We start from the raw sequence: 26,834 nt of genomic DNA, 5'->3' as shown, positions 1-26,834 counted from the left end.
GGTGGGGCCTCCCTACGCGGCGGGGATCTTGACGGGCGGGGTGAACGGGTTCTTCATCGGGCCGAGCGCCGCCAGGTCCACCTCGACGAGCACGGGCCCGTCGGAGGCGACGGCCTCGTTGATGACCGGCGCGGCGTGCTCGGCGTCCGCGATCCGCAGGTACGGCAACCGGCAGGCACGGGCGAGGAGTTCGAAGTCGGGCGTGGTCAGGTCGACGCCGGAGCGGCGCTCCCCGTACCGGTCCTGCATGTTGCGCAGCACCCCGTAGCCGCCGTCGTTGAAGACCAGCAGGGTGAGCCAGGGCCGCTCCTGGGCGACGGTGAGCAGCTCGCCGAGGTGCACGGCGAGCCCGCCGTCGCCCGCGATGACGACCGTGGGCCGCCCGGGGTCGGCGAGCGCGGCGCCGATGCCCATGCCGAGGCCCTGCCCGATGCCGCCGCCGCGCGGGAACACGTTGGCCTTCGGGTCGTACATCTCCAGGAGCCGGTTGCCCCAGCTGCTGGAGGCGATCGTCACGTCACGGGCGACGACCGCGTCCCGGGGGAGCGCGGCGCGCAGCGCGTCGCAGATCGCGGCCTGCGGGCCGATGGTGTCGTGCAGCGTGGCGCGGACGTCCGTACGGACCTGGGTGACGCGGCGCGTCCACTCCGGGTCGGCCTCACGGGCGTGCGGGAGGAGGGCGCCGAGCGTGGCGGCGGCGTCGCCGTGCAGGGCGTGCACGGCCGGGTAGACGCGGCCCAGCGCGGCCGCGTCGATGTCGATCTGCAGGTGGGCTGCGGGGAGTTCGAGCCCGTAGTCGGCGGTCTCGTTCGACCGGAAGTGGGTGCCGACCGTGAGCAGCAGATCGGCGTCCGCGAGGAGGGCGCGCACCGCGGGGGTGGTGGCGAAGTTGCCGATGACCTGCGGGTGGTCCTCGGGTACCGCGCCACGCCCGGAGTTGGAGGTGATGAGCCCGGCGCCGGTCGCCTCGACGAGCGCCGCGAGTTCGGTACGAGCTTTGGTGGCGCCGCCTCCGGCCCAGATCAGGGGGCGCTCCGCGGCACTCAATAGGGCTGCTGCGCCGCCGAGTTCGGGTGCCGTCACGACGGCCTCCGGTGCCTCGGCCGGCGTGTCCGTCTGGGCCGCGTACTGAAGGTCGATCGGCCATTCCACGCTCGCCGGCCCGCCCGGCGCGGCCAGCGCCGCGCGGGCCGCCTCGCGCAGCACCCGGCCCGCCGCGTCGGCGGACGGCACCGTGGCCGCGTGGCAGGAGACGGCGGTCAGCATCCCGAGCTGGTCCTTGGTCTCGTGGATGAACCCCCGCCCGCTGCCCAGGAACTGGCTCTCGACCTGTCCGGTGACGTGCAGCACGGACGTGCCCGACGCGAGCGCCTCGATGAGCGAGCCGGCCGCGTTGCCCGCGCCCGTCCCGGTCGAGGTGAGCGCGCAGCCGAGGGAGCCGCGGGCCCGCCCGTAGGCGTCGGCGGCGTTCACGGCGCTCGCCTCGTGCCGTACGGGCACGAACCGCAGCTCGCGGTCGACCGCCTCGACCAGCGGCAGATTGTGTACGGAGACGATCCCGAAGACCGTGTCGACGCCCAGTTCCTTCAGGACGGCGACGAGCAGGTCGCCTCCATTGGCGTACTGCATGCGAACTCCTCAGAGGATGCCGCGGCCGACTCCGCCGCAGACGTCGATGCTGGTTCCAGTGATGTACGAGGCGCGTGGCGCGAGCAGCGCGAGGATCGCGTAGGCGACCTCCTCGGCCCGGCCGAGCCGGCCGAGCGCGACGCCACGGTCGGCGGCGAGCTCCGCCTGCCAGTCGTCGTAGGACAGGCCCGAGTCGGCGGCGGCGTGCCGGCGCGTCCACTGCCCGGTGTCGATGAGCCCGAGGCACACCGAGTTGACGCGGATGCCGTCCGAAGCCAGTTCGGTGGCCAGGGACTTGGACAGGTTGAGGATGCCCGCGCGGGCGGCGCTCGTGGTGATGAGCCGCGGCTCGGGCTGCTTGGCGAGGACCGCGTTGACGTTCACGACCGACGCCGCGTCGGACGCGCTCAGGTACTTCCGCGCGGCCTGCACCGGGCCGAGCACGCCCGCGAACTTCAGCTCCAGCTCGTCGCGCCAGTCGTCCTCGGTCGTCTCGTCGAGCCGCTTCATCCGGGACTGTCCGGCGTTGTTGACGAGCCCGTCGAGGCGCCCGCCGAACCGCTCGGCACCGGCGCCGACGAAATCGCGCACGGCGGCCGCGTCGCGGACGTCGCACACGGCGGTGAAGAGACGGTCGTGCGCGCCGATGCGGTCGAGGCGTTCGGCGTCACGTCCGCAGGTGGCGACGTTCGCGCCCTCGTCGAGCAGGGCGCGGACCGTGGCCAGGCCGACGCCCGAGCTGCCTCCGGTGACCACATAGGTCCGGTCGGCGAGGCCCAGATCCATAACTCACTACTCCAGAAGGTCAGTTCATGGTGAAGCCGCCGTTGACGGCGATCACCTGTCCGGTCAGATAGCGGGACTCCTCCGAGAGGAGGAAGGCGGCGAGGCCGACGAGGTCGTCGGGCTGCTGCGGCCGGGAGATCGCCCGGTTCGCGGCGTACAGGCCGTGCCGCTCCTCGGGCACCGTCTCGGTCGCCTCGCACTCGGTCAGGCCGGGCGCCAGCGCGTTCACGGTGATGCCGCGCTCGCCCAGCTCGCGGGCCATGGCCCGGGTCAGCGCGATCACGGCGCCCTTGGAGGCGATGTAGTGCGCGAGCCGCGGAGAGCCGTACAGGGCCGCGTCGGAGGCGATGTTCACGATCCGGCCGGCCGGGCCGAACAGCGGGTGCAGCGCCTTCGCGACGAGCCACGGGCCGCGCGCGTTGACGGTCATCAGCCGGTCCCAGACCTCGATGTCGATGTCCTGGAACTCCCTGCCGCCGACGCCGTTGGCGAGGGCCGCGTTGTTCACGAGGCCGTACAGCGGCCCCAAGTCCCGGACGAACGCCGCGAGTTCGTCGACCGAGGCCGGGTCCGCGACGTCGCAGCGCACGAAGTGCGCGTCGATCCCCTCGGCCCGCAGCTCCTCGGCCGCCCGTGCGCCGCGCCCGGTGTCGAGCTCGGCGACGACGACCCGGAAGCCGTCGGCGCCGGCCCGGCGGGCCATGGCCCGTCCCAGGCCACGGCCCGCCCCGGTCACGACGACCGTGCGCACGTCATCGGGGGACGCGTCAGTCACGGGTGACGCCGTGCATCGGCGAGTACTCGGGGTACGACGGGACCTGCGGCTTCTGCGTGCCGATGACGACGCAGAACAGGGCGTCCGTGTCGCCCTCGTTCTTCAGCGAGCGGGTCACACCGGCGGGCACCACGATCATGTCGCGGTAGCCGAGGGTGCGGTACTCGACCTCGTCGGGGCCGCGGTGGATGCCCACGCGGACCTGGCCCTCCAGGACGAAGAAGGCCTCCTCGACGTCGTGGTGGGTGTGGGCCGGGCCCTCGGCGCCGGGCTGCAGCAGCATGTTGGAGAACGTGAAGCCGCCGGACGGGATGATCCGCTTGTCGCCCTCGTGGTTGCCGGTGGCGCCGGAGCCGACGTAGCGGATCTGGCCGCGGCGGTACTGCGGGCCCGCCTTCTCCTGGAAGGAGAGCGTGTCGAAGTCGGCGACGCGCGATTCCTTCGTGGCGATGAGCGAGTCGGTGTACGCGCCGAGGTCGCCGCCGTTGTCGTACTCGGTGGTGGTCAGAGGCATGGTGATCAGCCCTTCCGTGCCCGCTGCGTGCGGGAGTTGGTGACGATGTGCAGATGGGACAGGACCCAGGCGTTGAACCGCTCGGGCTGTTCCTGGTTGGCCAGGTGACCGGCGTCCTTGACGATCACGTAGGCGGTCTTGTGCAGGCCCCCGGCGATGACCTGGGAGGCCTCGGCGCCGGTGACCGTGTCGCGGTCGCCGCACACGACGAGCGTGGGCGCGGCGACGGCGGCCAGTTCGGGGCGCAGATCGGCGCCGGCCATGGCCTCGGCGGCGTACCCGTAGCCGGGCAGCCGGACCGAGCCGGCCATGGTGTCGACGACCCGCTGGACCAGCGCCGGGTCCGCGAGGTCCGAGACGAGGCGCGGGCCGCGCTTCTCGGCGAAGGCCCGCGGCCCGAGCTCGGCCAGCTCCGTGGCGCGCGCCCGCATCCCGGCCGCCTTCGCCTCGTCGGTGCCGGAACCGACGCTGGAGTCCGCGACGATCAGGGAGTCGACGAGCTCCGGGTGGCGGGTGGCGAGCCGCAGCGCGATCACGCCGCCCCAGGAGACGCCGAGCACGTGCGCCGACGTCCCGTGCGCGCGGATCACGTCGGCGGCCGCGTCGGCGAACCCGTCGAGGTCCAACGGGCCGTCCGGATCAGCCGAATCGGCGTACCCCGGCGCGTCCCACGCCACGACCCGCACATGCTCCGAGAGCCCGGCGAGCTGCGGTGCGAAGGCCGCCGACGAGGAGCCGATGCCGTGCAGGCAGAGCAGCAGGGGGCGGCCCTCCCGTCCGGCCGTCTCCACATGGATGGCGGGACCTGCGGCCGCTTCGAGGCGGCTCACAGGATCTGCCCCGACCGTCCGGCGAGCGCCGCGAGCGAACGCAGCACCGCGTACGGGACGACCTGGCTGGTCGCCGGGTTGCCCGGGTCGGGGCGGTGGGCGACCTCGAAGCGGTACGCGCCGTGCTCCCCGGACGCCTCGACGACATGCCGGGTGAGGGTGGCCCCGGGATCCGCGACGACCCGGACCCGCACAGCGTCCAGGTCGCCGACGGCGAGGGCGACCGAGGCCGCGACGTTCGTCGACTTGGGGAACTTCACCGGCACGTCGCGCGCCGTGCCGCTCATCACCTCCACCGGACCGGACGCCGCACGCATCCGCTCCAGCAACTCCTCGTCCATCCACGGCTGTTCGAGGGTGGACGGCAGCTTGGTGGTGGTGAGGCGCACCTCGTCGAGCGGGCCCAGGGCGCGCACGGCCTGGAGCAGATCGAGGCCGCCGACCGCGCCGCCGGTGAAGTACACCCGGCCGGGCCCGGCCGTGAGCAGTCGCTTCGCCAGCTCCTCGTCGGTGAGCGCCCCGGTCGACGCCACGAGCAGATCGGTGCCCGCGGCCAGGACGCGCTCGCCCCATTCCCGTACGACACCCTGGCCCGCTGCCTCCACGACCAGGTCGCAGCGCTCGATCGCCTCCTCGAAGGCGACCTGCGGGGCGGGCGACGCCTCGCCGAGCGGGCGGTTGTCGACGATGCACGTCAGCTCGGCGCCCTGGACGTCGCCCTGGGCGAGGGCGGTGCCGACGACGCGGCCGATGGCGCCCCAGCCGACGAGTCCGACCTTCAGCGTGCTGCTCATGAGAGGGGTCCTTCCGGGTTGCCGGCCATGTGACAGCGGATCTCCTTCGACGGCGGCCCCGCCGTGCCCCACAGGTCGGACAGCTCGGGCACCCGCCGCCACACCTTGGCGATCCACCGGTCCTCGACGACCTGCGCGATCTCGGAGGTGTACTCGCAGACCAGGCCGGTCGGGTCGGTGAAGTAGGAGAAGGTGTTGTTGCCGGGGCCGTGCCGCCCCGGGCCCCACTGCGGCACGACGCCGTGGTGGCGCAGCCGGCCCAGGCCCCGCATGAAGTGGTCGGCCGAACTCATCTCGTACGCCACGTGGTTGAGGGAGACCCACTCGGCCTGGTTGAACGCGATGCAGTGGTGGTCGGCGTTGCAGCGCAGGAACGCCATCTGGTGCTCGGACCAGTCGGAGACGCGCAGGCCGAGGACGTCGCAGTAGAAGGCGACCGCGGCGTCGATGTTGGGGGTGTTGAGCACGGTGTGGGTGACGCCGACGGGCACGGCGGCGTCCCGGCCGCGCGGCGCGACCGCCCAGGTGTCCGCGGAGAGCTCGATGAGGCGGCCCTCGTGGTCGTGGAACCTCAGGCCGTAGCCGCCGCCGACCTGGTCGAGCGGTCCCGGGCCCGCCAGGGGCACGATGCCGCGCGCTTCGAGCCGGCGGGCCGCCTCGTCGATCTCGGCGGGCGTGGCGACGGCGAAGACCAGCCGGCCGAGGCCGGTGCGCTCGGAGCGGGTCAGCTGCAGGGCGTGGTGCTCGTCGCCGGTGCCGCGCAGCCAGCTCGCGCTGTGCTCGGACTCGACGATCTCCAGGCCCCACGCGTCCTCGTAGAAGTCGGTCGCCTCGGCGAAGGACGGCGTGAGCAGTTCGACGGAGCGCAGCGCGCGCAGCCGGGCGATCGGCGCGGTCGTCGACGCAGGGGAGGGGTGGGACATCACAACTCCGTTGAGTGGGTGGTCAGTTGGCCCAGGGAAGCGGGGAATCTGAGGTGCCCCAGTAGAGGGACTTCTGGCGCTGGTAGGCGCGGATGGCGTCCCGGCCCTTCTCCGTGCCGAGCCCGCTGTCCTTCATCCCGCTGAACGGGGTGGACGCGCTGAACTGCTTGTACGTGTTGATCCAGACGGTGCCCGCGTCGATCCGGCGGGCAAGACGCCAGGCCGCCCGGTGGTCACGGGTCCAGATCCCGCAGGCAAGGCCGTACACGGAGTCGTTGGCCTGCTCGACCAGGTCGTCCTCGTCGTCGTACGGCAGGGTGACCAGGACCGGGCCGAAGATCTCCTCCTGGCAGGTGCGCGAGGAGTTCGGCAGGCCGGTGAGGACGGTCGGCAGGTAGTACGCGCCGTCCGCGTACCCGGGTCCGTCGGGCGAGGAGCCGCCGCACAGCACCTCGGCGCCCTCCGAGCGGGCCAGGTCCACGTACGCGGCGACCGAGTCCCGGTGCCGGTGGTGGACGAGGGGGCCCACCTGGGTGTCCGGCGCGGTGCCGGGACCGACGCGCAGCTTCCGCACCCGGGCGACGAGTTCACCGACGAACTCGTCATGGATCTCCCGCGCCACGAACAGCCGCGAACCGGCGATGCAGGACTGCCCGCTGGAGGAGAAGATCCCGAACATCACACCCGCGAGGGCCTGTTCGATGTCGGCGTCCGCCCGCACGATCGTCGGCGACTTGCCGCCCAGTTCGAGGGAGGCCGGGATCAGCTTCTGGGCGGCGATCCCGGCGATGGAGCGGCCGGTCTCGGTGCCGCCGGTGAAGCCGATCCGGCCGACCAGCGGATGTCGGACGACCGCGTCGCCGACCACCCGCCCGCTGCCCGGCAGGACCGACAACAGCGCGGTGGGCAGGCCGAATTCGTCCAGGGCGCGGGTGATGAGACGGCCGAGCGCGAGGGAGACGAGCGGGGTCCAGGCGGCCGGCTTGAGCAGCACGGCGTTGCCCGCGGCGAGCGCCGGAGCGATCTTCTGCGCGTCGCTCGCGACGGGGGAGTTCCACGGGTTGATGGCGCCGACGACACCGATCGGCTCGTGCACGCTCATCGTGACGTACGCGCCGCGCGAGGGCGTGAGGGCGTCCTCCGCGGTTTCCAGGGCGGCCGCCAGGTAGCGGAACGTCCCGGCGGCGCTGAGCGCCAGCGCCTTGGTCTCGGCGAGGGTCTTGCCGGTGTCCGCGGTCTGCGTCGCGGCCAGCTCGTCGGCGGCCTCCTCCGTCAACTCCGCGATGCGGTGCAGGAGTCGGGCCCGCTGGTGGGGGAGCAGATCCCGCCAGGCCGGGTCGGCCGCGGCCCGCGCCGCGGCCCGTGCCGCCTCGTCGACCTCGTCGGCCGAAGCGGAGTGCACCGTGGCGATGACCCGGCCGGTGGCCGGGTCGACGGTGTCGACGGGCTCGCCGCCGCCGCGGCGCCACCGACCCGCGACGAGGATCTCGGTGAGGGGGTGGGGCACGGCGGAACCTCCAGGCGGAGTGGGGCTGGATCTCTCAAGCGCTAGAAATCTAAGCGCTTAAATGTTTCCGCGCAAGACCCCTTTCTGGACTGTCGGGCAGCCGCTGACTCCCCACTGTCCAGCGTGAGTTACGCGGAGGTGACGGTGGTGTCACTCTCTACATGTCTAAGTGCCTAACCATTGACCGCTTAGGTGTCGGCTCCTACTGTCTGCGGGACTCCCCTGTTTCGCGTGTTCGCGGAAGGACCCCTCTATGACGACTGTGGCCGGCACTCAGGGCCTCGGCTCGATCGCGGCCAGGCTCGAACGGCTGCCGCACTCCCGCTGGCACGTCAAGGTCCGATTCCTGATCGGCGCCGTGACGTTCTTCGAGGCCTTCGACCAGCTCCTCGCCGCCTCGGCCCTGCCCGTCCTCATCAAGGACTGGCACCTCACGACGGGGCAGGCGACCTTCGCGGTCACCGCCGGCTCCATCGGCATGCTGCTCGGCGCCCTGGTCGCGGGCTGGCTGGGCGACCGGATCGGCCGGGTGCGCACCGTCGCCCTCGGTGTGGCGACGACCGGCGTGGCCAGCCTCGCGGTCGCGCTGGCGAACGGCATCGAACTGTTCTCGCTCTTCCGGTTCGTCCAGGGCCTGGGCATCGGCGGCGTCGTCCCGGTCGCGGCCACCTACATCAACGAGATCGCCCGCTCCGACAAGCGCGGCCGCTTCGTCCTGCTCTACGAGATGATCTTCCCGGCCGGGCTCGCGGCGGCCAGCCTCGTCGCCGTGTGGGTGGTGCCGAACCTCGGCTGGCGCGCGATGTTCGTGATCGGCGCACTGCCCGTCCTGATCGCGGCCCTGCTGCCCCGGCACGTCGCCGAGTCGCCCCGCTGGCTGCTCTCCCAGGGCCGCACCGAGGAGGCCGAGCAGGTCATCGCCCGGATCGAGGCCGAGGTCGAGCGGGCGGTCGGCGAACCCCTGCCGCGGCCCTCGGCCGACCCCGCGCCCGAGGCGACGCGCGGCCGGCTGCGCGATCTGTTCACCGGCCGCTATCTGCGCCGGACCGCTGTCCTGTCGGCCCTGTGGTTCGTCGCGTACTACGTCAATCACGGCATCTCGACCTGGCTGCCGTCCCTGTACACGAAGAACTTCGGCCTCGATCTGACGACGGCGCTCGTCTACACGCTGCTGAGCAACATCACCGGCCTGTTCGGCACCTTCGCGGTCGCGCTCGTCATCGACCGGATCGGGCGGCGTCCCGCGCTGGTCGCCGCGCTGGCCGGCACCGCGCTCGCGCTCGGGACACTCGCCGTCGCCGGGGCCACCTCGGGCCTCAAGGTCGCCGTCTTCGCGTCCTGCACGACCTTCTTCGTCTACGCGATCAACGCGGGCCTGTACCTCTACTCGCCGGAGCTCTACCCGACCTCCAACCGGGCCAGGGGCGCGGCCTTCGGCGGGCTGTGGAACCGGCTCGGGGTGATCCTCGGCCCGATCACGGTCGGCGCGATCCTCGGCTCGGGCGGCGGCCTCGGCCTGGTCTTCGCGCAGCTGGCCTGCGTGGCGGGCGTCGGCGCGGTGATCGCGCTGTTCGCCGTGGAGACGAAGGGGCGGACGCTGGAGGAGCTGAACGCCTGAGTCCGTATGCCGTGGCGGCGCCGGTCCCTGTGCGGGGGGCCGGCGCCGACGGCGGTCTCCGGTGTCAGCCCGCTGGATTCTCCTGCGAGAGGAACTTGTCCACCAAGGCGTTGAACGCCGGCGGGTTCTCCAGGAACGGAAAGTGTGACGAGGCGACGTCGGTCGGGAAGACGTGCAGGCGGGCGCCCGGGATGCGCTCGGCGACGTAGCGCTGGGAGTCGAGGCTCACATGGCTGCCCTCGCACGCGATGACCAGCGTCGGAACGTCGACCCGGGGCAGCATGTCGCGCCAGTCCTGGGCGCAGTGGTCGAACAGCAGCGGCACACCGGCATAGGCGGGCGTCGACCGGATCTCCTCGGCGACGAACGCGAGGATCCCGGGATCGGTGCTGCCGGAGAACATGCCGCGTACGAAGTCCTGGCGGGCCTGCTCGCCGTCGGGCCCGGCCAGGGCCGCGCCGAGATCCAGCAGGGCCGGCACGTCGAAGATGGCTCCCGACTCCCGCTGTTCCGCGGGTGTCATCCAGGGGACGGCCGCGACGGCGGCGGGCTGGTCGACGGCGACGAAGCGCCGGATCCGGCCGGTGCCGCACTGGTCCATGAAGCTCCACCACACGGACACCCCCATCGACCAGCCGAGGGCGTCGACACGCTCCAGACCCAGATGGTCGAGGAGGTCGAGGACGTCACGGGCCAGCCGGGCGATCCGGTAGCCGTGCCGGGGCTTGTCGGACCTGCCGTGACCGCGAAGGTCGACGGTGATGACGCGGCGCGTGGGAGCCAGGCCGGTCATCTGGTGCCGGAACATCTCCTGTGTCTGCCCCCAGCCGTGGAGCATGACCAGAGGGGCCCCGTCGCCCCCGCTGTCGCGGTATGTGAGCCGCGTACCGTCGCGCGTCGTCAACTCACCCATGGTGCCCCTCCGTCGTTCTGCCGTCCGCCGGTGCGGTGGGAGCGGCGTGCAGACGTCTTTGTACAGAGCCGAACGGGCAGCGGCAAATCCTCTGCTCTGGGAGCGCCCTCCTCTTTTCTCCCCGTGCACAGAGCGCCCACCGATGCCCGACGAGGGCTTGACCGACCTCACACTGTCGAAAATTTGGTCTGCCGGATTCACGCCTTGTAGAAATGAGATCTCAAAGGGGGCGGGCATGAATGAAGAGGTCAGACGGACGCACGTCGGCAGCGTCGCGCTACAGGGACTCGTGGAGGAGCTGGCCGCGAGACTGCGCCGGTCCGTCGTCGTGGACGACCCCCTCGTCCGCTTCGTCTGCTCCAGCAGACACTTCGAGGACGCCGACCCGGTCCGCATCCGCAGCCTGCTCCAGGGCCGGGCGGACAGCGAGATCATCCGCTACGTCCTCGACCAGGGCGTCGCCCGGTGGACCCGGCCGGGATACATCGAAGGCCGCGACGAACTGGGCCTGCTCACGCGCTACTGCGTACCGCTGCGCGAAAAGGGACACCTTCTCGGACTGCTGATGGTGGTGGCGCCCGACGCCGAGCTGACACCGGAGGAGATCGACACCATCGGCCGTGCGTCCGGCGACATCAGCGCCCAGATGTACGCGGACCAGGCGGCCTCCGACACCGACGGCGCGCTGGAACGGGAGCTGCTGGAGGCCCTGCTGGGCGCGAGCGCCGCCGGCCGCGCCGCCGCGCGACAGCGCATCGTCGACAGCGGACTGCTCCCCGACGCGGCGCACGCCGTGGTGACCGTCCTTCAGGTGACGCCCTCTCATGAGTCGCCGGGCCAGATCGAAGTGGCCCTGCGCGGCGCCCTGGAGGGCCTCCTGCGCACCCGAACGACCCACGGCCTCCTGGCCGTCGCCCCGGACCGGGCCGTCGTGCTCCAGGTCGGTGACCGGCAACCGGGCGAGCGTGAACTGGCGGAGCAGTCCACCCGGGCCGTGGAGGCGGTGCGTACGTACCTCGACGCCTCGGCCGAACCCGTGCTGGGCGTCGGCGGCCGTCAGGCCGGTCTGGCCGAGGCGTGGACCTCCTACGAGCAGGCGCTGGTGGCCGCTCGCGCGGCACGCCGCCTGCCGCATCTCAAGCGCGTCGGAATGTGGGAGGAGCTCGGCGAGTACGCCGTGCTCCTGCAACTGCCCGACCACGCCCTGAACGAGTCCCTGCTGCCGAAACCGCTCCGCACGCTGCTGAAGGCGCCCGGCGGCCAGCGGCTCGAGGAGACCCTGCGCTCCTTCCTGGAGCACGCCGGATCCGTACCGAGGACCGCGGAGGCGCTGGAGATCCACCGGACCTCCCTCTACTACCGGCTGCGGCAGGTCCATGAGCTCACCGGCCTCGACCTGGACAACGGCGGCGACCGGCTGATCCTGCACCTGGGCCTGCGGATCAAGGACATGCTCGGCACGGCCGAGGACGACGCCGTGCTGTGAGCGGGCACCTCGTCACTACAGAGTGATGAAGTTTCTCCCGGCCCATCACTACGGAGCGCGGTGGTGGCCGGAGGCCGTGCCGAAGAACAATGAGTCAGGCAGGAGCTGTCCCGCGCGTAACGGAACAGTTGCCGAGCCCCGGAACTCATGAACTACGGCACGACTGGAGCCCACTGTGACCAGGTCGGTCATATCGCGCGCACCGATGCGAACAGAAGAATCAGCAGGAGAAAGAACTGCCGGAGCGGCCCGGGGAGATGACTCGGGCCGCCACCACAGAACACTGCCCTGGGCGACCTCCGAAGAAGACGGAGAAAGCCCCTACCTCGCACTCCCGAAGGCCGGTCCCGAAGAATCGTCGGAATGCCGCAGCCTGCTCTTCCTGGACCCTCTGGAACCGGAACACCCGCACGGCGAAGGTCACTTCGTGGTCTTCCGGGTCCCCTGCGTCCATCTGGGGATCTCCGCAGAGGAGGCCCGCCGCCTGGCGGGCACCGAAGCACCGGCGGACAGCGGCGTCGGAGCGCTCGTGTCGCGCTTCCTCAACGCCCTGATCGGCGAGGACGGACTCTGCCACTCGGCGAGCGCGAGAAGGCTCTCCCTCAACGCGGTGGACCTCGTCGCTCTCCTCGTGGCCGAACTCCTCGGGCCCGGATCCGTCGCCTCCCCGGCAGCCGGCGGTGAGATGCTCACGCGCATTCGCGACCACATAGAGACGCATCTGATGGACCCCGATCTGTCGCCACAGTCGATCGCCAGGGCTCATCACATCTCCGTCCGCTATCTGCACAAGCTTTTCCAGAGCGACGGCACGACCGTCGGTACCTGGATTCGGCAGCGCAGGCTCGAATCCTGTCGCGTGGATCTGGGCCGACCGTCCAACCGGCGGCGCACCGTGGCCGCGGTGGCACAGAACTGGGGATTTGCCAGCCCTTCGCACTTCAGCCGACTGTTCCGCCGCACGTACGGCCTGTCACCCACCGAATGGCAGATCTCCCTCTCCACGCGCGACTGAATGTCGCCCGGACCGCCCCGCTCATGAGGAATGGACCATGCCCGACTCTTCGCCCACTGTCGTCCTCGTGCACGGCGCGTTCTCCGACACATCAGGCTGGCTCGGAGTCATCGACGAACTTCAGCGGCTCGGCCTCCCGGTCGTCGCGGTGGCGAACCCGTTGCGCGGTCTGGCCTCGGACGCCGCCTACGTCGCTTCCGTTGCCGACCGCATCGACGGCCCGGTCGTCATGGTCGGCCATTCCTACGGCGGCGCGCTGATCACGGTCGCAGGCATCACCGACAACGTCGTCGGTCTTGTCTACGTCGCCGCATTCATTCTTGAGAAGGGCGAGAGCCTGGCCGAGCTGGTGGGCCGGTTCCCGCACTCCGCCCTGTCCGAGCACCTCAGACGTGAGACGTGCACGGCGCCCGCGGGCGAACGCGTCGACGAGGTCAGCATCGTGCCGGAGGCGTTCCCCGCGGTGTTCGCCGCCGATGTCTCCGCCCCCGTCGCCCGCGTGCTCGCGGCGGCCCAACGGCCGCTGGCCGCCTCGGCGTTCGAGGAGAAGGCCACCGCCGCCGCCTGGCACACCAAACCGGCGTGGGCCCTGATCGCCGGTGCCGACCGGACCATCCATCCCGACGTCGAACGCTTCGGGGCCGAACGCGCCGGAGCGACGGTCGTCCAGCTCGACGACGCGTCGCACGCTGTCGCTGTCTCCCGCCCCAGGGACGTCGCGAACCTCATTCTCGACGCGGTCCGCGCCACCAGCTGACGCACCCGCTCCGCGACGCGCAGTGCCGCGAGCCGTTCCCCGCACGGGACCACTCGCGTACCACCGCCGGGGATACGTGCCGCCAGGGCGAGGGCGGGCGCCATCGAGCGGTGCGCGTCGTAGAGGCCGTTGACGAGACGCGGGTTGCCGGGCCCGCACGAGCCGGCGCACGCCGCGGCCTCCCGCGCGCGGAGAGCCTGATCCCGCCACGTCCACGCCGCTGATCACGACGAACCACCCGCCCTGCGCGCGGCGTGCGCCCACGACGGCTCCGCACTCGTCGACGCGGCCACCGACCCCGACGCGCTCACCGGCCGGAACGGCCGACCCGGCAGTCAGGGCGCACAGAGGACACATTCAGGGCGCTGGCGGGCAAACAACGCACTTCCTTCGCCCATAAAGTTCCAGCAGGCAGGCGGAGTCGCTCCGCGAGGCGCGGTTCACCCCCCCCTCGCGAGCCCGCCACCCGATCACTTCGCACACCCACCACGACGCCCGAAGGGGAGTACTCCCATGTCTTCCGCCAAGCCCACCGTCGTCCTCGTCCACGGAGCGTTCGCCGACGCCTCCAGCTACGCCGAGGTGATTCCCCGGCTCATCGACCGCGGCTACGACGTCGTCGCCCCGGCCGTACCCAACCGCAGCCTGATCGGCGACGCCGCCTACGTCGCCTCGCTCGTCCGCCAGATCCCCGGTCCCGTCGTCCTGGTGGGCCATTCCTACGGCGGCGCCGTCATCACCGTCGCCGGGACCGAGGACAACGTCAAGGCCCTTGTCTACCTGGCCGGTTACGCCCTGGAGAAGGGCGAGAGCCTCGGCGAGCTGCAGGGCCGCTTCCCGGACTCCGACCTCGCCGCCGCGCTCGTCTACACGCCCTTCCCCGTCGAGGGCACCACCGAGACCGGCACCGACGTGTCGGTCCGGCCCGACAAGTTCCCCGCCATCTTCGCCGCTGACGTCGACGCCCGCCTCGCCAGGGTGCTCGCCGCCTCCCAGCGTCCGCTCGCCGCCCAGGCGTTCGCCGACGCGGCGCCTGCCGCGGCTTGGAAGACCAAGCCCTCCTGGGGCCTGGTCTCCTCCTCCGACCACACCATCAACCCCGACGTCGAGCGCTACGGCTACCAGCGGGCCGGCATGACCACCGTCGAGGTCGACTCCTCCCACCTCGTGATGCTGTCCCACCCCGGGCGCGTCGTCGAACTGATCGCGGAAGCAGCCACCGCCAGCTCCGCCTGACCTGAGCGAGCCGGCTCGGCCGTCCATCAACGGATTTCACCCTCGCAGAGAGCGACCATGAACGCACCGATCTCACGCCGTACCGTCACCGCCTCCCTTCTCGCCGGCGCCGCGGCGCTGGGCACCGCGGGCGTCGCCCACGCCGTGCCCGGCTCGGCCGCCGGCCGCCGGCCCCGTCCGGACAAGCCCACCGTCGTCCTGATCCACGGCGCGTTCGCCGACGCCTCCAGTTGGAGCGGCGTGGTCGAGCGGCTCCAGCGGCAGGGCCACCGGGTCCTGGCACCGGCCCTGCCGCTGCGCGACCTGGCCAGTGACGCCGCCTACATCCGCAGCGTCCTGGACGGCGTGACCGGCCCGGTCGTGCTGGTGGGGCACTCCTACGGCGGCGCGGTCATCAGCCAGGCCGCGTCCGGCGCCTCCCACGTCAAGGCCCTGGTCTACATCGCGGCGTTCGTGCCGGAGGTCGGGGAGAGCGCGCTCGCACTGACCGACAAGTTCCCCGGCAGCACCCTGGGGCAGGCCACCGTCGCACAGACCTATCCGCTCCCCGGGGGCGGGCAGGCGGAGGAACTCGTCATCAGGAAGGACCTGTTCCGCGATCAGTTCGCGGCCGGAGTGCCGATCCGCACGGCCCAGGTCATGGCGGCGGGACAGCGGCCCATCACGCTCGCCGCGCTCCAGGAACGGGCCACGGCCGCCGCCTGGAAGACCATCCCCAGCTGGTACCTCGTCGCCGACCGTGACCGCAACATCCCCCCGACCGCCGAGCGATGGATGGCCCGGCGCGCCGGCGCCCACACCGTCGCCGTCGACGCCCCGCACGCCGTCTCCGTCAGCGACCCCGAGCCCGTCACCGACCTGATCCTGCGCGCATCCCGCTCCGTGCGCCACGGTCGCTGACCGGGGCCACGGACCGGGCCACGACGTCCCGCGGCCGACAGCTCTCACCCCCCACCGTCCGGCCGCGGGACCCCCATCCCCGGGCAGTCCTCCGGTCATCCGCAGGGACCGCAGAGCCACACGGCTCCGCTCGGACCCCGACCGGGAGGTGGAAGCGGTCGTCGTCATGGGCCGCGCGGCACGCCACGGGCGTGAGGCCGATGCCGGGAACCACGTCGCGGGACCCACCGTCGGACGAGATCTCCCCGAACGTGTCCTCCCCATGGGCCGACCGGCACCGCGGTCCGGCCCCGGCGACGCCTGCCCGGGCTTCGCTCCGGCAGGCCCCCGGCTGGTGAACCCGACGACCTCGACGACCCCGGTCATCCCGACGACCCCGACGATCTCGAACCGACCCGCACGCTCAACGGCGAGCGTCAGCGCCGTGCGCCGCATCGGCGAACTGTGCCAGGAGTTCGCCCGCCCGCGCCCGTCCGACCGAAACCAGGAGATCACTCCATGCCCAGAACGCTCACCAGGACCCGTTCCGCCCTCGTGGCCGCAGCCGTGGCCGCCGTCCTCGCGGCCACCATGACCGACCCCGCGGCCGCGACCGGCGCCCGTTCGACGCCGGACGTGCGCTTCGTCGCCCACCTGGACATCGCCGACGGCCGGCGACCCGAGAACATCACCCTGGAGCCCGGCAACAGCGCCGTGGTCACCTTCGCCTACAGCCGCCGGATCGCCCGCATCACGCCCGACGGGCGGGTGCACATCCTCGCCACGCTGCCCGAGCCGCCCGCCGGATCCGTCACCCCCACCCTCCGCTCCCCCTTCCTCGGCGGCATCGTCCGTGACCACGACGGAACGCTGTACTTCCTCTACGCCACCGGCAGCAGCGACCTGACCGGCGTGTGGCGCCTGCGCCCCGGCGGTTCACCGCAGCGCATCGCCGCCCTCCCCGCCGACGGCCTGCCCAACGGCCTCGCCCTCGACGCCCACGAACACCTGCTGTACGCCGCCGACTCGGTCCGCGGAACCCTCTGGCGGGTGCCGACCCACGGCGGCCCCGTGACCCCCTGGGCCACCGGCCCCGAACTCGCCCCCGCCGGCTTCCTCGGCGCCAACGGCGTCAAGGTCCACAACGGCGACGTATGGGTGACCAATCTCGACAAGGGCACGGTGCTGCGCATCCCCGTCACCCGGCACGCCGCGGCCGGCCCCGTCGAGACCCGGGCCACCGGCCTGGTCGACATCGACGACTTCGCGTTCACCGGCCACGGCGACACGCTGCTGGCGGCGATCAACGCGGACAACGAGGTCGCGCTGGTCGGTCCGGACGGCGGACACACGACCGTGCTCACGGCGGCCGACGGCCTGCAGAACCCGACGTCGGTCGCCGTGCGCGGCACCACGGCCTACATCGCCAGCGGCGCCTACTTCACCGACACCGACCCCAACCTCCTGTCCGCACACATCACTTCGCACCGATAGGCCATCCGTCCCGCCCCCTTCCGACAGGACTGCCCATGTCACTACCCCACACGGACCCCGCTCCCGCCGAGGCCGCCGCGGCCCCCTTCGACCCCCGCGCCTTCGAGGTCGTACCGGCGCGGGCCTTCGAGGACCTGCGCGTCGGAGAGGTCTTCCGGGCGCCCAGCCGCACCCTCACCGATGCCCACGCCGCCGCGTTCCAGACCGTCTCCGCGGACAACCACCCCGTGCACTACGACGTCGAGTGGGCGCGCAGACACGGTCATGCGGCTCCCGTCGTCCACGGTCTGCAAGTACTGGCCTTCACCGCCCCCGGAGCCACCCTCTTCCCGCACTTCATCGGCGACGTGTTCATCAGCTTCCTCGAACTGTCCTGCACGTTCCTCGCCGAGGTGCACTCCGGGGACACGCTCTACCCCGCGCTCACCGTCACCGGCCTGGAGCCGCAGGGCGACAACGGCGTCGTCACCACGGCCGCGAGCGTCCACAATCAGCGCGGCGAACTCGTGCTGGAGGGGCACCACAAGTATCTGCTGAGGCGTGATCGGACGCGGGGGTAGCAGACCGAACGCCCCCTACGGGGCCGCGTCGGGGAGCGCCTCCGACGCGGCCCCGGCCAGGACGCGGCCCATACCGTTGAGCAGCACGCCCAGCCGGCGGCGCTCGTCCGGCCGCAGCCCGCCGAGCAACTGCCGCTCCGCGGCCCGCCGTTCCCCGGCCACCTCGTCGACGAGGGCGCGTCCGGCCGTGGTCAGCCGCAGCCGCACCACACGCCGGTCCTGCGCGTCCCGCTCCCGCTCGATGAGCCCGGCGCGCGCCAGCCGGTCGGCGTGCTGGGTCATCCCGCCGGCCCGCACCGCGCCCGCCGCGGCGAGCTCGGTCATGGTGCGCGGGGAGGGGGCGCGGCGCAGCTCCGCGAGCACCTCGAACGCGGCGAGGCCGATGCCGTGCCGCTTCACGACGCGTCCGATAAGGGTGCGGTAGCGGGCGGCGCACTCGGTGAGCGCGGCGAAGACGCGGGTGTCCGCGTCGGTCGCGGGGGCGGGGTCCTGCGGCGGTACGGCCGGGGCCCGCGCGGTCGCCGGTGTGCCGACGGCCGTGGCGAGCACCGCGGCGAGCAGTGGCTCCAGTTCCTCCGTCGGCACCGAGCGGGCCGGCTCGTGCGCGAACAGGTACCGCTCCATGATGACGCCGAACAGGATGCTGCGGATGAGCCCGATCCGCGTCCTGGCCTCGTGCGAGTCACCGAGCACCCCGGTCAGCGGCCCGGTCACCAGACGGTCCAGGAGCTCGGCCAGCTGTTCGGCGCTGGGCGGGTGGCTCAGCGCTGAGCGGATCAGCGCCGCGAGCGGGTCCTGGGCGGAGAGCCGGTCCCAGCGGTCCAGATACGAGTGGGCGAGCGCCTGCGGGAGTCCGGCCGGATCGTTGCCCGCCGCGTCGAGCACATGGGCCGTGACCCCGGTGCCCTCGCCCACGACGGCACGGAAGAGGCCGTCCTTGGACCCGAAGTACGCCATCACGAGACCGGGCGTCACCCCGGACTCGGCGGCGATGGCCCGGATGCTCGCCCCCTGATAGCCATGGGCCGCGAACAGCCGCCGGGCCGCCGCGAGCACGGCCCGGCGATTCCCCTCGGGGTCGTGCGAGCGGGCGCGCCGCCGCTCGTTGTCGGGGGCTGTCTCCTGCTCTGCGTCCACCTGGCCACATTAGACGACGCGTCCGGAGCTCCCCGCTTCATGAACGTGCGTTCAAAAGGATCGGGATCGGTGCGTTGTCGGAACAAGTGTTCAAAAATTCCGGGCGGCTGCGTGGACCGGCCCCGTCAACTCGCCCAGCGGGCGCCCGCTGCCGCCCCGGCGCGCCGCGACGATCTCCGCCGCGATCGACACGGCCGTCTCCTCCGGCCCGCGCCCGCCGAGGTCGAGGCCGATGGGGGAGCGGAGCCGGTCCAGGGCGGCCGCGTCGAGACCGGCCTCCCGCAGCCGCGCGAGCCGGTCCTCGTGGGTGCGACGGCTGCCCATGGCGCCGACGTACCCGGCCCGCCCGCGCAGCGCCACCGCCAGCAGCGGCACGTCGAAGCGGGCGTCGTGCGTCAGCACGCACACCGCCGTCGTCGCGTCGACCAGGTTCTCGTGCGCGGCGAGCCAGCGGTGCGGCCAGTGGGCGACGACCTCGTCGGCCTCGGGGAAGCGCTCGCGGGTCGCGAACGCGGGGCGCGCGTCGCACACCGTCGTGCGGTACCCGAGCAGCGCGCCGATCCGCACCAGCGGGCGCGCGAAGTCGACGGCGCCGAACACCAGGAGCCGGGGCGGGGCCCCGAAACACCGGACGAACACGTCCCGTTCGGGTGCGCAGTCCGGTCCCGGCGCGGCCTCGCCGACCCGGACGACACCGCTCTCGCCGCAGGGCAGCAGCCCCGCGGCGGCGTCGGCCGCGGCCCGGTCCAGGCGCGGATCGCCGAGCGAACCCGCGGGGCCCGCACCGTCCACCACGAGCACCCCGCCGTCCCCGTCCAGCGGCGTCACGAGCGCGACCGGGGCCCGGGCCGCGACCGCCGCCGCCACCCGGCCGAGCGGCGCCTGCGCGGTCATCTCGCGCACCGTCACCTCGATCGTCCCGCCGCAGGTCAGCCCCACCGCGAAGGCGTCGTCGTCGCTCACCCCGTACGTCTCGCGGGCCGGTCCCGCGCCCGCGAGCACCTCCTCGGCGAGGGCGCACACCGCGGCCTCCACGCAGCCGCCGGAGACACTGCCGACCACCCGCCCGTCGGCGGCGACGAGCATCGACGTGCCCACCGGGTGCGGGGCCGAGCCCGCGGTGTGTACCACCGTGGCCAGCGCGAAGCGGACCCCGTCGGACTGCCATGCGGCGGCCTGGTCGATCACGTGACGCATCACTTCGGAACCTTTCCTCGCAGCCTCTTGCCAAGAAGATAGTTCAGCGTCAATCATTTCAGCCATTAGATACATGGGCCTGAAGGACCGGCCCAGAACTCAGCCCGAGAAGTCGGTCCGAGAAGTCGGTCCGAGAAGTCAGCCCGAGAGGTCAGGTGGCAGACGGCTTGAAACCCACACCCTTCGACTACAGCGCGCCCCGCACCGTTCCGGAGGCACTGGCGCTGCTCGCCGACGAGGACCGCGACCCCAAGGTGGTCGCCGGCGGCCAGTCGCTGATCCCGATGCTGAGCATGCGCCTCGCCCGCCCCGGTCTGCTCGTCGACATCACGCGTATCCCCGGCCTCGACCGGATCACGGTCGACGCGTCCGGCGCCCTGCACATCGGCGCGGCCGTCCGCCAGGCCCGCGCCGCGGCCGACCCCGGCGTCCGGGCCGGATGGCCGCTGCTCGCCGCCGCGATCGGCCACATCGGACACCCGCAGATCCGGGCCCGCGGCACCGTCTGCGGCAGCCTCGTCCACCACGACCCGGCCGCCGAACTGCCCACCGCCGCCCTGGTGCTGGACGCCCGCTTCGTGATCGCGGGCCCGTCCGGGACCCGTACGGTGGCCGCCGAGGACTTCTTCGTCGCCACCTTCCAGACCGCTGTCGCACCGGACGAGCTGCTCACCGAGGTCGTCCTGCCGCCCCGACCGGGCGGCTGGGCGTTCGAGGAGCTCGCGCGCCGGCACGGCGACTTCGCCACGATCGGCGTCGCCGTGCTGCTCACCGCGGCCGACGGCGACGCGGGCACCGTGGGCTCGGCCCGCGTCGTGTTCTGCGGGGCGGGCTCCGTACCCGTACGCCTGCCCGCCGTGGAACAGGCGCTGACCGGCACCGACGCGGGACCGGCCGCCCTGGCCGCCGCCCGCGACGCGGCGCTCGCGCACCTCGCCCCGTCCGACGACGTGCACGCCACCGCCGTCTACCGCCGCGAAGCGGCCGCCCACCTCCTCGTCCGCGCCTGCACCACCGCATGGGAGCGCACCCGATGACCACCGTCACCCCCGGCCCCCGCCCCGTGCGGACCCCGCCGCTCGCCGAGCCCTCCGGCTGGCACGAGATACGCCTGACCGTCAACGGCGCACCCGTCACCGCACAGGTCGAGTCCCGGCTGCTGCTCAGCGACTTCCTGCGCGACCGGCTCCGCCTCACCGGCACCCACGTCGGTTGCGAGCACGGCGTCTGCGGCGCCTGCACCGTCCTCGTCGACGGTGAGCCCGTCCGGTCCTGCCTCACCCTCGCCGTCCAGTGCGAGGGCGCCGACCTGCGCACCGTCGAGAGCCTCGCCCCGCAGGACGCCCCGCTCACTCCCGTGCAGCGCGCCTTCCACGAGTGCCACGGCATGCAGTGCGGCTTCTGCACCCCCGGCTTCCTGATGACGACGACCGCGCTGACCGAACAGGACGAGCGCCCCGCGCAGAGCGAGGTCGCCGACGCCCTCAGCGGCCATCTGTGCCGCTGCACCGGCTACCGCAACATCCGCCGCGCCGTGGGCCAGGCCCTCGACGAGACGTACGACGACGCGAAGCGAGGGGAGTGACCGTGTCCCGGACCAACAACCGAACCGACGACCGAACCGACGACCGAACCGACGACCGAACCGACGACCGAACCGCCGGCCGGGCCGATGGCCGGACCGCCAGTCGGGCGGATGACCGGGCCGACGGCCGAACCGCCAGCCGGGCCGACGACCGAACCGTCGACCGGGCTGCCAGCCGAACCGGCGGTCGGACCGACGACCGGGCTGCCAGCCGAACCGACGGTCGGACCGACGACCGGGCTGCCAGCCGGGCCGACCACCGAACCGACCACCGAACCGACCACCGAACCGACCACCGAACCGCCCCCAAGAGCAGCGGCTGGATCGGCCGCCCCGTCCCCCGCGTCGAGGACGACCGGCTGCTGCGCGGCGACGGCCGCTACGTCGACGACATCGACCTGCCCGGCGCCGCCGAGGCCGCCGTCCTGCGCAGCCCGCACGCCCACGCCCGCATCGAGTCCGTCGACGTGAAGGCCGCGCGCGAGGCCCCCGGCGTCGTCGCCGTCTGGACCGGCGCCGACGTCGCCGACCTCCCCGCTCTCCTCAACCGCGAGGAGCTGCGCACCCCGCCGCGCCTGGCCGAACTCCTCGATCCGCGCGTCGCCATGACCCCGATGCCGCTGCTCGCCACCGACAAGGTCCTGTACGTCGGCCAGCCCGTCGCGCTCGTCCTCGCCGAGAACCGCTACCTCGCCGAGGACGCCCTCGAACTGATCGACGTGCGATACAGCGCGCTCCCGGTCCTCGTCGACCCGGACCTGGCCCTCACCGCCGACGCGCCGCTGCTCCACGACGACCTGCCCGACAACACCGCCGTCGCCGTCACCACCCAGGTCGGCGACCCGGACGCCGCGTTCTCCGCCGCGCACACCGTCGTCAGCGAGGAGTTCCACGCCCACCGCTACGTCGCCTCACCCATCGAGACCCGGGCCGTCGCGGCCCGCGTCGACCCCTACAGCGGCGACCTCACCGTCTGGTCCAACACCCAGACCCCGCACCGCGTCCGCGACGCCATCGCCCACACCCTCGGCCGCGACAACGAGACCGTCCGCGTCATCGCCACCGACGTCGGCGGCGGCTTCGGCCAGAAGGGCATCCTCTACGTCGAGGAGCTCCTGGTCCCCTACGCCGCAAGGGAGTTGGGGCGCCCCGTCGCCTGGCGCGAGGACCGCAGCGAGAACCTCACCGCCGCCTCGCACGCCCGCGAACAGATCCACCGCATCGAACTGGCCGCCGACGCCGACGGCACCCTCCTCGCCGTCCGCGACCGGATCACCGTCAACTTCGGCGCGTACAACATGACCGGGCTCGTCGTCCCGTACAACTCGCTGTGCCATCTGCTCGGCCCCTACCGCGTCCCGAACGTCGACATCGACGTCCTCGGCGTCCTCACCAACACCGCCTTCGCCACGCCCTACCGCGGCGCCGGACGCCCCGAGACGGTCTTCGCGATGGAGCGCGCCATGGACCGGCTCGCCGCGCAACTGGGCATCGAACCGGCCGAGTTGCGGGCCCGCAACCTCATCACCCCCGAAGAGATGCCGTACGCGACCGGACTCGTCGACCGCTCCGGCAACCCCCAGTCCTACGACTCGGGCGACTTCCCGGAGCTGCTGCGCCGGGCCCGCGCCCAGGTCGCCGTACCGGTGGGGGAGCGGCCCGCGGGCAAGCACGTCGGCGTCGGCTACGCGATGTACATCGAGGCCACCGGACTCGGCCCCTTCGAGACCGCCCGGATCGACATCGCGCCCAGCGGCCGCGTCAAGCTGGCCATCGGCGCCCCCTCCCAGGGGCAGGGCCACCGCACGTCCATGGCGCAGATCGCCGCCGACGCGCTCGGCGTCCCGCTCGACATGATCGACGTGGTCGGCGGCGACACCGACCGCACCCCGTTCGGCGTCGGCACCATCGCCAGCCGCGCCCTCGTCAACGCGGGCAACGCCACCCACCGCGCCGGAAAGCTCGTCCGCGAGAAGGCCCTCGATGCGGCCGCCCGCCGACTCGGCGTACCCGTAGCCGAACTCACCCTCACCGACGGGGTGTTCATCACCAGGACACCCGGCGGCCCCACCCTCACCCTCGCCGAACTCGCGGGCCGCGCCCCGCTGCCCGGCACCCCCGAACCCACCGACGGACGGCACGGCACCGAACTCAGCGAGACCGTCCACTTCCGCCCGCCGGGCTTCGCCGTCGCCAGCGGCGCGCACGCCGCCGTCGTCGAGGTCGACGAGCACACGGGGGAACTGGAGATCCTCCAGTACGTCGTCGTCCACGACGCCGGCGTCATCGTGAACCCGCTCATCGCCGAGGGCCAGGTCACCGGCGGCGTCGCGCAGGGCATCGGCGGCGCCCTCTACGAGGAGATGATCTACGGGCCCGACGGGCAGCCCCGCACCGGCACGTACATGGACTACCTCGTCCCCACCTCCTCCGAGATCCCCGACCTCACCATGGACGAGATCCACTCGCCGAGCCCCATGAACGACCTCGGCGTCAAGGGCCTCGGCGAGGGCGGCGCCATCGCGCCCCAGGCGGTCCTCGCAGGCGCGGTCGAGGACGCCCTGCGCCCCTTCGGCGTCGTCGTCCGCCGCGGCCCCCTCTCGCCCAGCCGCATCCGCGACCTGCTCCGCACCCCCGCCCGCTGACGCACGACAGGAAGACCCCGACCATGCAGCTCGACCACACCTTCACCGTCCCCGCCGCCCCCGACGACGCCTGGAAGCTCTTCCACGACCTGGCCCGCGTCGCCCCCTGCATGCCGGGCGCGGTCCTCGACACCCTCGACGGCGACACCTTCACCGGCCGGGTGAAGGTCAAGGTCGGCGCGGTGCAGATGAGTTACCGCGGCGAGGGCACCGTCGCCCGCGACGAGCAGGCCCGCACCCTGAGCCTCGACCTCAGCGGCAGCGAGACCCGCGGCGCGGGCACCGCGTCCGCCCGCGTCACCGCCGAACTCGTCGAGGACCCGGCCGGCACCCGGGTGCGGGTCCGCACCGACCTCGACATCACCGGCCGCCCCGCCCAGTTCGGCCGCGGCATCATGACCGAGGTCGGCGACCGTATCGTGGGCCAATTCGCCGACCGGCTCCAGGAGTTGCTCAGCGCTCCGCGGACCGGGGCCGTGCCCGCCCCGGGGACGGCCGCCGAGCCGGAGGCCGTCGACCTCGGCGCCGCCGCCCTCCCGGTCCTGCTGCGCAAGGCCGCCGTCCCGGCCGCCGCCCTGCTGGCCGCGGTCGTGCTGATCAGGGTCCTGGGCCGGCGCGGCCGCTGACCGCCCGCCCGGCGGGGCGTGATCGCTTGAGGGGTAGAATTTTCAGGGGCGTACGACCATGCGCCCACCCGAGAGCACGCGAGGGGACGGGGATGGCCGAGCGGAAGGCGACGCGGCAGGACGCCGTGGCACAGATCGTGGCGGACTGGGCACGCGAGCGCCCCGAGCTCGACACCTCCCCGCTGGAGGTGCTGGCCCGGCTGCACCGCTCGTTCCTGCGGTACAACGCGAAGCTGAACGCTTCGATAGAGCACCACGGCCTGTCCGTCGCCGGGTTCGACGTGCTGACCGCGCTGCGCCGCTCGGGCAAGCCCTACCGGCTCACCGCGGGCCAGCTCGCCGACTCCGGACTCGTCTCCTCGGCCGGTGTCACGCTGCGCATGGACCGCCTGGAGAAGGACGGCCTCATCGTGCGCGAGCGCGACGCCGACGACCGGCGCGTCGTCTACTCGCGGCTCACCGACGAGGGCCTCGCCAAGGTCGACGAGGTCTTCGCCGAGCACCTGGACAACGAGAGCCGGATGCTCGCCGGGCTCTCCCCGTCCGAGCGCCGCCAACTCGCCCGTCTGCTCGGCAAGTTGGAGCGCTCGATCGTCGATTCGGAGTCCGAAGAGGAGGGCTGAGCGGGCGCCGCGCCCACTGCCGCGGCGTGCTCGGCGCCGCCGCCCGCACCACCGGCGCCGCTCACTCCCACAGCGTGCTCGCCGCCGCCTGCACCTCCGGCGCCGCTCACTCCCACAGCGTGCTCGGCGCCGCCGCCCGCACCACCGGCGCGATCTCCTCGGCGAACCGCTGCAAGGTCTCGGCCTGCTCGCTCGTGCCCTGCCCGAACGCGTCGACCGTGATCGACTGCAGATCGTGCCCGTACAGCGCGTGGTACCCGAGGATCTTGTCGATGATCTGCTGCGGCGACCCGATCAGCTGCGGCCCGTCAGCGATGGCGTCCTCGATCGTCCGGAACGGCGTGTTGTACCCGGCCCGCCCCTCCAGGTGCGGTCTGAAGCTCTGCGCGACCTTCGCCTCGTACAGCTCCCGGTAGCGGGCCACCGCCTGCTCGTGGGTGTCGGCGATCAGCAGCCCGCCCGAGCCTGCCGCCACCCGCGCCCGCGCCGGGTCGTGCCCGTACGCGGCGAACCGCTCCCGGTAGTGGTCGATCAGCCGCGCGTACGCGGCCCGCGGCTGGATCGCGTTGGCCGTGAACAGCGGATCGCCGTAACGGGCGGCGAGCTCGGGGGAGTTGAGGGAGGTCGCCGAGCCGTGCCAGACGCGGGGGAGTCCCGCATACGGCCGCGGCACCGTCGTCACTCCTTTCAGGGCGGGCCTGAACTCCCCTTCCCAGTCGACGCCTTCCTCCGTCCACAGCCGTCGCAGCAGCTCGTACTTCTCCTTCTGCAGATCCCACCGCCGCGCCTCGTCGAGGCCGAAGAGACTGAAGTGGCCCGCCTCGGCGCCCTTGCCCACGACCAACTCGACGCGGCCGTGTGACAGTTGGTCGAGCGTCGCGTAGTCCTCCGCGACCCGCACCGGGTCCAGGATCGCCACGACCGTGACCCCGGTCAGCAGCTTGATACGGGTCGTGCGCGCCGCGAGCGCGCCGAGCACCACGGTCGGGCTCGACGACAGGAAGGGCCCCGCGTGCCGCTCGCCGACCGCGTACGCGTCGTACCCGAGCCGCTCCGCGGCCACCCCGACCTCGACGACCTGCGCCAACCGCTCGGCGGCGGTGGGCAGTTCACCGGTCAGCGGGTGCGGGGCGTGTCCGATGAGGGAGAGCACCTGGAACTTCACGCGGCGGCCTCCCTCGTGAACAGGGCGGCGTGCCGCACGTCCGGAGCCGGACCGGGTTCACCGGCCGGCGCGACACCGAGGGGAAACGGAGAGGAAGCCATGCCTCAAGGCTCACTCCCGGACATTGCGGACGTGTGTAC

Annotated in this window: 26 protein-coding genes; 14 read left to right on the top strand and 12 right to left on the bottom strand. The window is 72.7% G+C overall.

Features of this window, described 5'->3' with window-relative positions; translation table 11 throughout:
* Positions 1 to 12 precede the first annotated feature (12 nt).
* Genes J3486_RS11240 through J3486_RS11205 form a run of 8 tightly spaced genes read right to left on the bottom strand, consistent with a single transcriptional unit; the run spans position 13 to position 7,758 of the window.
* Positions 13 to 1,629: a thiamine pyrophosphate-binding protein gene (locus tag J3486_RS11240; RefSeq protein ID WP_207820065.1), complete on the bottom strand. Its 1,617-nt coding sequence runs from the start codon at positions 1,627 to 1,629 to the stop codon at positions 13 to 15.
* A 9-nt stretch (positions 1,630 to 1,638) separates the two neighbouring features.
* The gene (locus J3486_RS11235) at positions 1,639 to 2,415 is read right to left on the bottom strand and encodes an SDR family oxidoreductase (RefSeq protein ID WP_207820064.1); all 777 of its coding nucleotides are present in this window, start codon (positions 2,413 to 2,415) and stop codon (positions 1,639 to 1,641) included.
* A 19-nt stretch (positions 2,416 to 2,434) separates the two neighbouring features.
* Complete coding sequence (locus J3486_RS11230) at positions 2,435 to 3,190, bottom strand: 3-oxoacyl-ACP reductase family protein (protein WP_207820063.1); 756 nt, start codon at positions 3,188 to 3,190, stop codon at positions 2,435 to 2,437.
* Positions 3,183 to 3,704 (bottom strand): cupin domain-containing protein, encoded by a 522-nt coding sequence (locus J3486_RS11225; RefSeq protein ID WP_207820062.1) that lies wholly within the window; start codon positions 3,702 to 3,704, stop codon positions 3,183 to 3,185. The genes J3486_RS11230 and J3486_RS11225 overlap by 8 nt, the downstream gene beginning before the upstream one ends.
* 5 nt (positions 3,705 to 3,709) lie before the next feature.
* Positions 3,710 to 4,534, bottom strand: coding sequence for an alpha/beta fold hydrolase (locus J3486_RS11220; protein WP_307804777.1), 825 nt, complete (start codon positions 4,532 to 4,534; stop codon positions 3,710 to 3,712).
* The gene (locus J3486_RS11215; RefSeq protein WP_207820061.1) at positions 4,531 to 5,328 is read right to left on the bottom strand and encodes an aspartate dehydrogenase domain-containing protein; all 798 of its coding nucleotides are present in this window, start codon (positions 5,326 to 5,328) and stop codon (positions 4,531 to 4,533) included. Before J3486_RS11215 ends, J3486_RS11220 begins: the two co-directional genes overlap by 4 nt.
* Positions 5,325 to 6,251, bottom strand: coding sequence for a VOC family protein (locus tag J3486_RS11210; RefSeq protein WP_207820060.1), 927 nt, complete (start codon positions 6,249 to 6,251; stop codon positions 5,325 to 5,327). The genes J3486_RS11215 and J3486_RS11210 overlap by 4 nt, the downstream gene beginning before the upstream one ends.
* Positions 6,252 to 6,273: 22 nt before the next feature.
* A complete protein-coding gene (locus tag J3486_RS11205) occupies positions 6,274 to 7,758 on the bottom strand; it encodes an aldehyde dehydrogenase (RefSeq protein WP_207820059.1) in 1,485 nt (494 codons plus the stop codon).
* 253 nt (positions 7,759 to 8,011) lie between these two features.
* Between J3486_RS11205 and J3486_RS11200 the strand changes: the two genes are divergently transcribed.
* Positions 8,012 to 9,376, top strand: coding sequence for an MFS transporter (locus tag J3486_RS11200; protein WP_207820058.1), 1,365 nt, complete (start codon positions 8,012 to 8,014; stop codon positions 9,374 to 9,376).
* Between the two features lie 64 nt (positions 9,377 to 9,440).
* Here the strand turns inward: J3486_RS11200 and J3486_RS11195 are convergent, their stop codons facing one another.
* Positions 9,441 to 10,289: an alpha/beta fold hydrolase gene (locus J3486_RS11195; RefSeq protein ID WP_207820057.1), complete on the bottom strand. Its 849-nt coding sequence runs from the start codon at positions 10,287 to 10,289 to the stop codon at positions 9,441 to 9,443.
* Between the two features lie 235 nt (positions 10,290 to 10,524).
* Between J3486_RS11195 and J3486_RS11190 the strand changes: the two genes are divergently transcribed.
* The 8 genes from J3486_RS11190 to J3486_RS11155 all read left to right on the top strand — a co-directional run bounded on the left by J3486_RS11190 (position 10,525) and on the right by J3486_RS11155 (position 17,716).
* A complete protein-coding gene (locus tag J3486_RS11190) occupies positions 10,525 to 11,775 on the top strand; it encodes a CdaR family transcriptional regulator (RefSeq protein ID WP_207820056.1) in 1,251 nt (416 codons plus the stop codon).
* 205 nt (positions 11,776 to 11,980) lie between these two features.
* Entirely contained in the window at positions 11,981 to 12,790 is an 810-nt protein-coding gene (locus J3486_RS11185) for a helix-turn-helix transcriptional regulator (RefSeq protein WP_207820055.1), read from the top strand.
* Positions 12,791 to 12,827: 37 nt separating this feature from the next.
* Positions 12,828 to 13,547 (top strand): alpha/beta fold hydrolase, encoded by a 720-nt coding sequence (locus J3486_RS11180; RefSeq protein ID WP_207820054.1) that lies wholly within the window; start codon positions 12,828 to 12,830, stop codon positions 13,545 to 13,547.
* Between the two features lie 513 nt (positions 13,548 to 14,060).
* Positions 14,061 to 14,783 (top strand): alpha/beta fold hydrolase, encoded by a 723-nt coding sequence (locus J3486_RS11175; protein ID WP_207820053.1) that lies wholly within the window; start codon positions 14,061 to 14,063, stop codon positions 14,781 to 14,783.
* Between the two features lie 57 nt (positions 14,784 to 14,840).
* Positions 14,841 to 15,683, top strand: a complete 843-nt coding sequence (locus tag J3486_RS11170; RefSeq protein WP_207820052.1) for an alpha/beta fold hydrolase — start codon at positions 14,841 to 14,843, stop codon at positions 15,681 to 15,683.
* A gap of 97 nt (positions 15,684 to 15,780) precedes the next feature.
* Positions 15,781 to 16,257: a fumarylacetoacetate hydrolase family protein gene (locus J3486_RS43990; protein WP_374194715.1), complete on the top strand. Its 477-nt coding sequence runs from the start codon at positions 15,781 to 15,783 to the stop codon at positions 16,255 to 16,257.
* Positions 16,182 to 17,156: a hypothetical protein gene (locus tag J3486_RS11160; RefSeq protein WP_207820051.1), complete on the top strand. Its 975-nt coding sequence runs from the start codon at positions 16,182 to 16,184 to the stop codon at positions 17,154 to 17,156. The genes J3486_RS43990 and J3486_RS11160 overlap by 76 nt, the downstream gene beginning before the upstream one ends.
* Before the next feature lie 35 nt (positions 17,157 to 17,191).
* Positions 17,192 to 17,716 carry a MaoC family dehydratase gene (locus J3486_RS11155; protein WP_207820050.1) on the top strand — a complete coding sequence of 175 codons (525 nt, stop codon included), beginning with the start codon at positions 17,192 to 17,194 and terminating at the stop codon, positions 17,714 to 17,716.
* 15 nt (positions 17,717 to 17,731) lie between these two features.
* Here J3486_RS11155 and J3486_RS44920 read toward each other — a convergent pair whose 3' ends face one another.
* Both J3486_RS44920 and J3486_RS11145 read right to left on the bottom strand, forming a co-directional pair.
* Entirely contained in the window at positions 17,732 to 18,853 is a 1,122-nt protein-coding gene (locus J3486_RS44920) for a TetR family transcriptional regulator (protein WP_207820049.1), read from the bottom strand.
* Between the two features lie 90 nt (positions 18,854 to 18,943).
* Entirely contained in the window at positions 18,944 to 20,050 is a 1,107-nt protein-coding gene (locus J3486_RS11145; protein ID WP_207820048.1) for an XdhC family protein, read from the bottom strand.
* 167 nt (positions 20,051 to 20,217) lie between these two features.
* On the opposite strand from J3486_RS11145, the gene J3486_RS11140 reads away from it, so the two are divergent.
* The 5 genes from J3486_RS11140 to J3486_RS11120 all read left to right on the top strand — a co-directional run bounded on the left by J3486_RS11140 (position 20,218) and on the right by J3486_RS11120 (position 25,529).
* The gene (locus tag J3486_RS11140) at positions 20,218 to 21,087 is read left to right on the top strand and encodes a xanthine dehydrogenase family protein subunit M (protein WP_207820047.1); all 870 of its coding nucleotides are present in this window, start codon (positions 20,218 to 20,220) and stop codon (positions 21,085 to 21,087) included.
* On the top strand, positions 21,084 to 21,635 hold the full coding sequence (locus tag J3486_RS11135; RefSeq protein ID WP_207820046.1) for a (2Fe-2S)-binding protein: 552 nt from the start codon (positions 21,084 to 21,086) through the stop codon (positions 21,633 to 21,635). The genes J3486_RS11140 and J3486_RS11135 overlap by 4 nt, the downstream gene beginning before the upstream one ends.
* Before the next feature lie 2 nt (positions 21,636 to 21,637).
* Positions 21,638 to 24,280, top strand: coding sequence for a molybdopterin cofactor-binding domain-containing protein (locus tag J3486_RS11130; protein ID WP_307804776.1), 2,643 nt, complete (start codon positions 21,638 to 21,640; stop codon positions 24,278 to 24,280).
* Between the two features lie 23 nt (positions 24,281 to 24,303).
* A complete protein-coding gene (locus J3486_RS11125) occupies positions 24,304 to 24,906 on the top strand; it encodes an SRPBCC family protein (RefSeq protein ID WP_207820045.1) in 603 nt (200 codons plus the stop codon).
* A 92-nt stretch (positions 24,907 to 24,998) separates the two neighbouring features.
* A complete protein-coding gene (locus J3486_RS11120; protein ID WP_207820044.1) occupies positions 24,999 to 25,529 on the top strand; it encodes a MarR family winged helix-turn-helix transcriptional regulator in 531 nt (176 codons plus the stop codon).
* Positions 25,530 to 25,635: 106 nt separating this feature from the next.
* Here the strand turns inward: J3486_RS11120 and J3486_RS11115 are convergent, their stop codons facing one another.
* Positions 25,636 to 26,694 (bottom strand): LLM class flavin-dependent oxidoreductase, encoded by a 1,059-nt coding sequence (locus tag J3486_RS11115; protein WP_207820043.1) that lies wholly within the window; start codon positions 26,692 to 26,694, stop codon positions 25,636 to 25,638.
* Between the last annotated feature and the right edge of the window lie 140 nt (positions 26,695 to 26,834).

This window comes from Streptomyces sp. VRA16 Mangrove soil, assembly GCF_017377775.1.
Classification (GTDB): Bacteria; Actinomycetota; Actinomycetes; order Streptomycetales; family Streptomycetaceae; genus Streptomyces.
The sequence above is the reverse complement of the archived record's forward strand: the minus strand, read 5'-3'. Positions and strand labels throughout refer to the sequence as shown.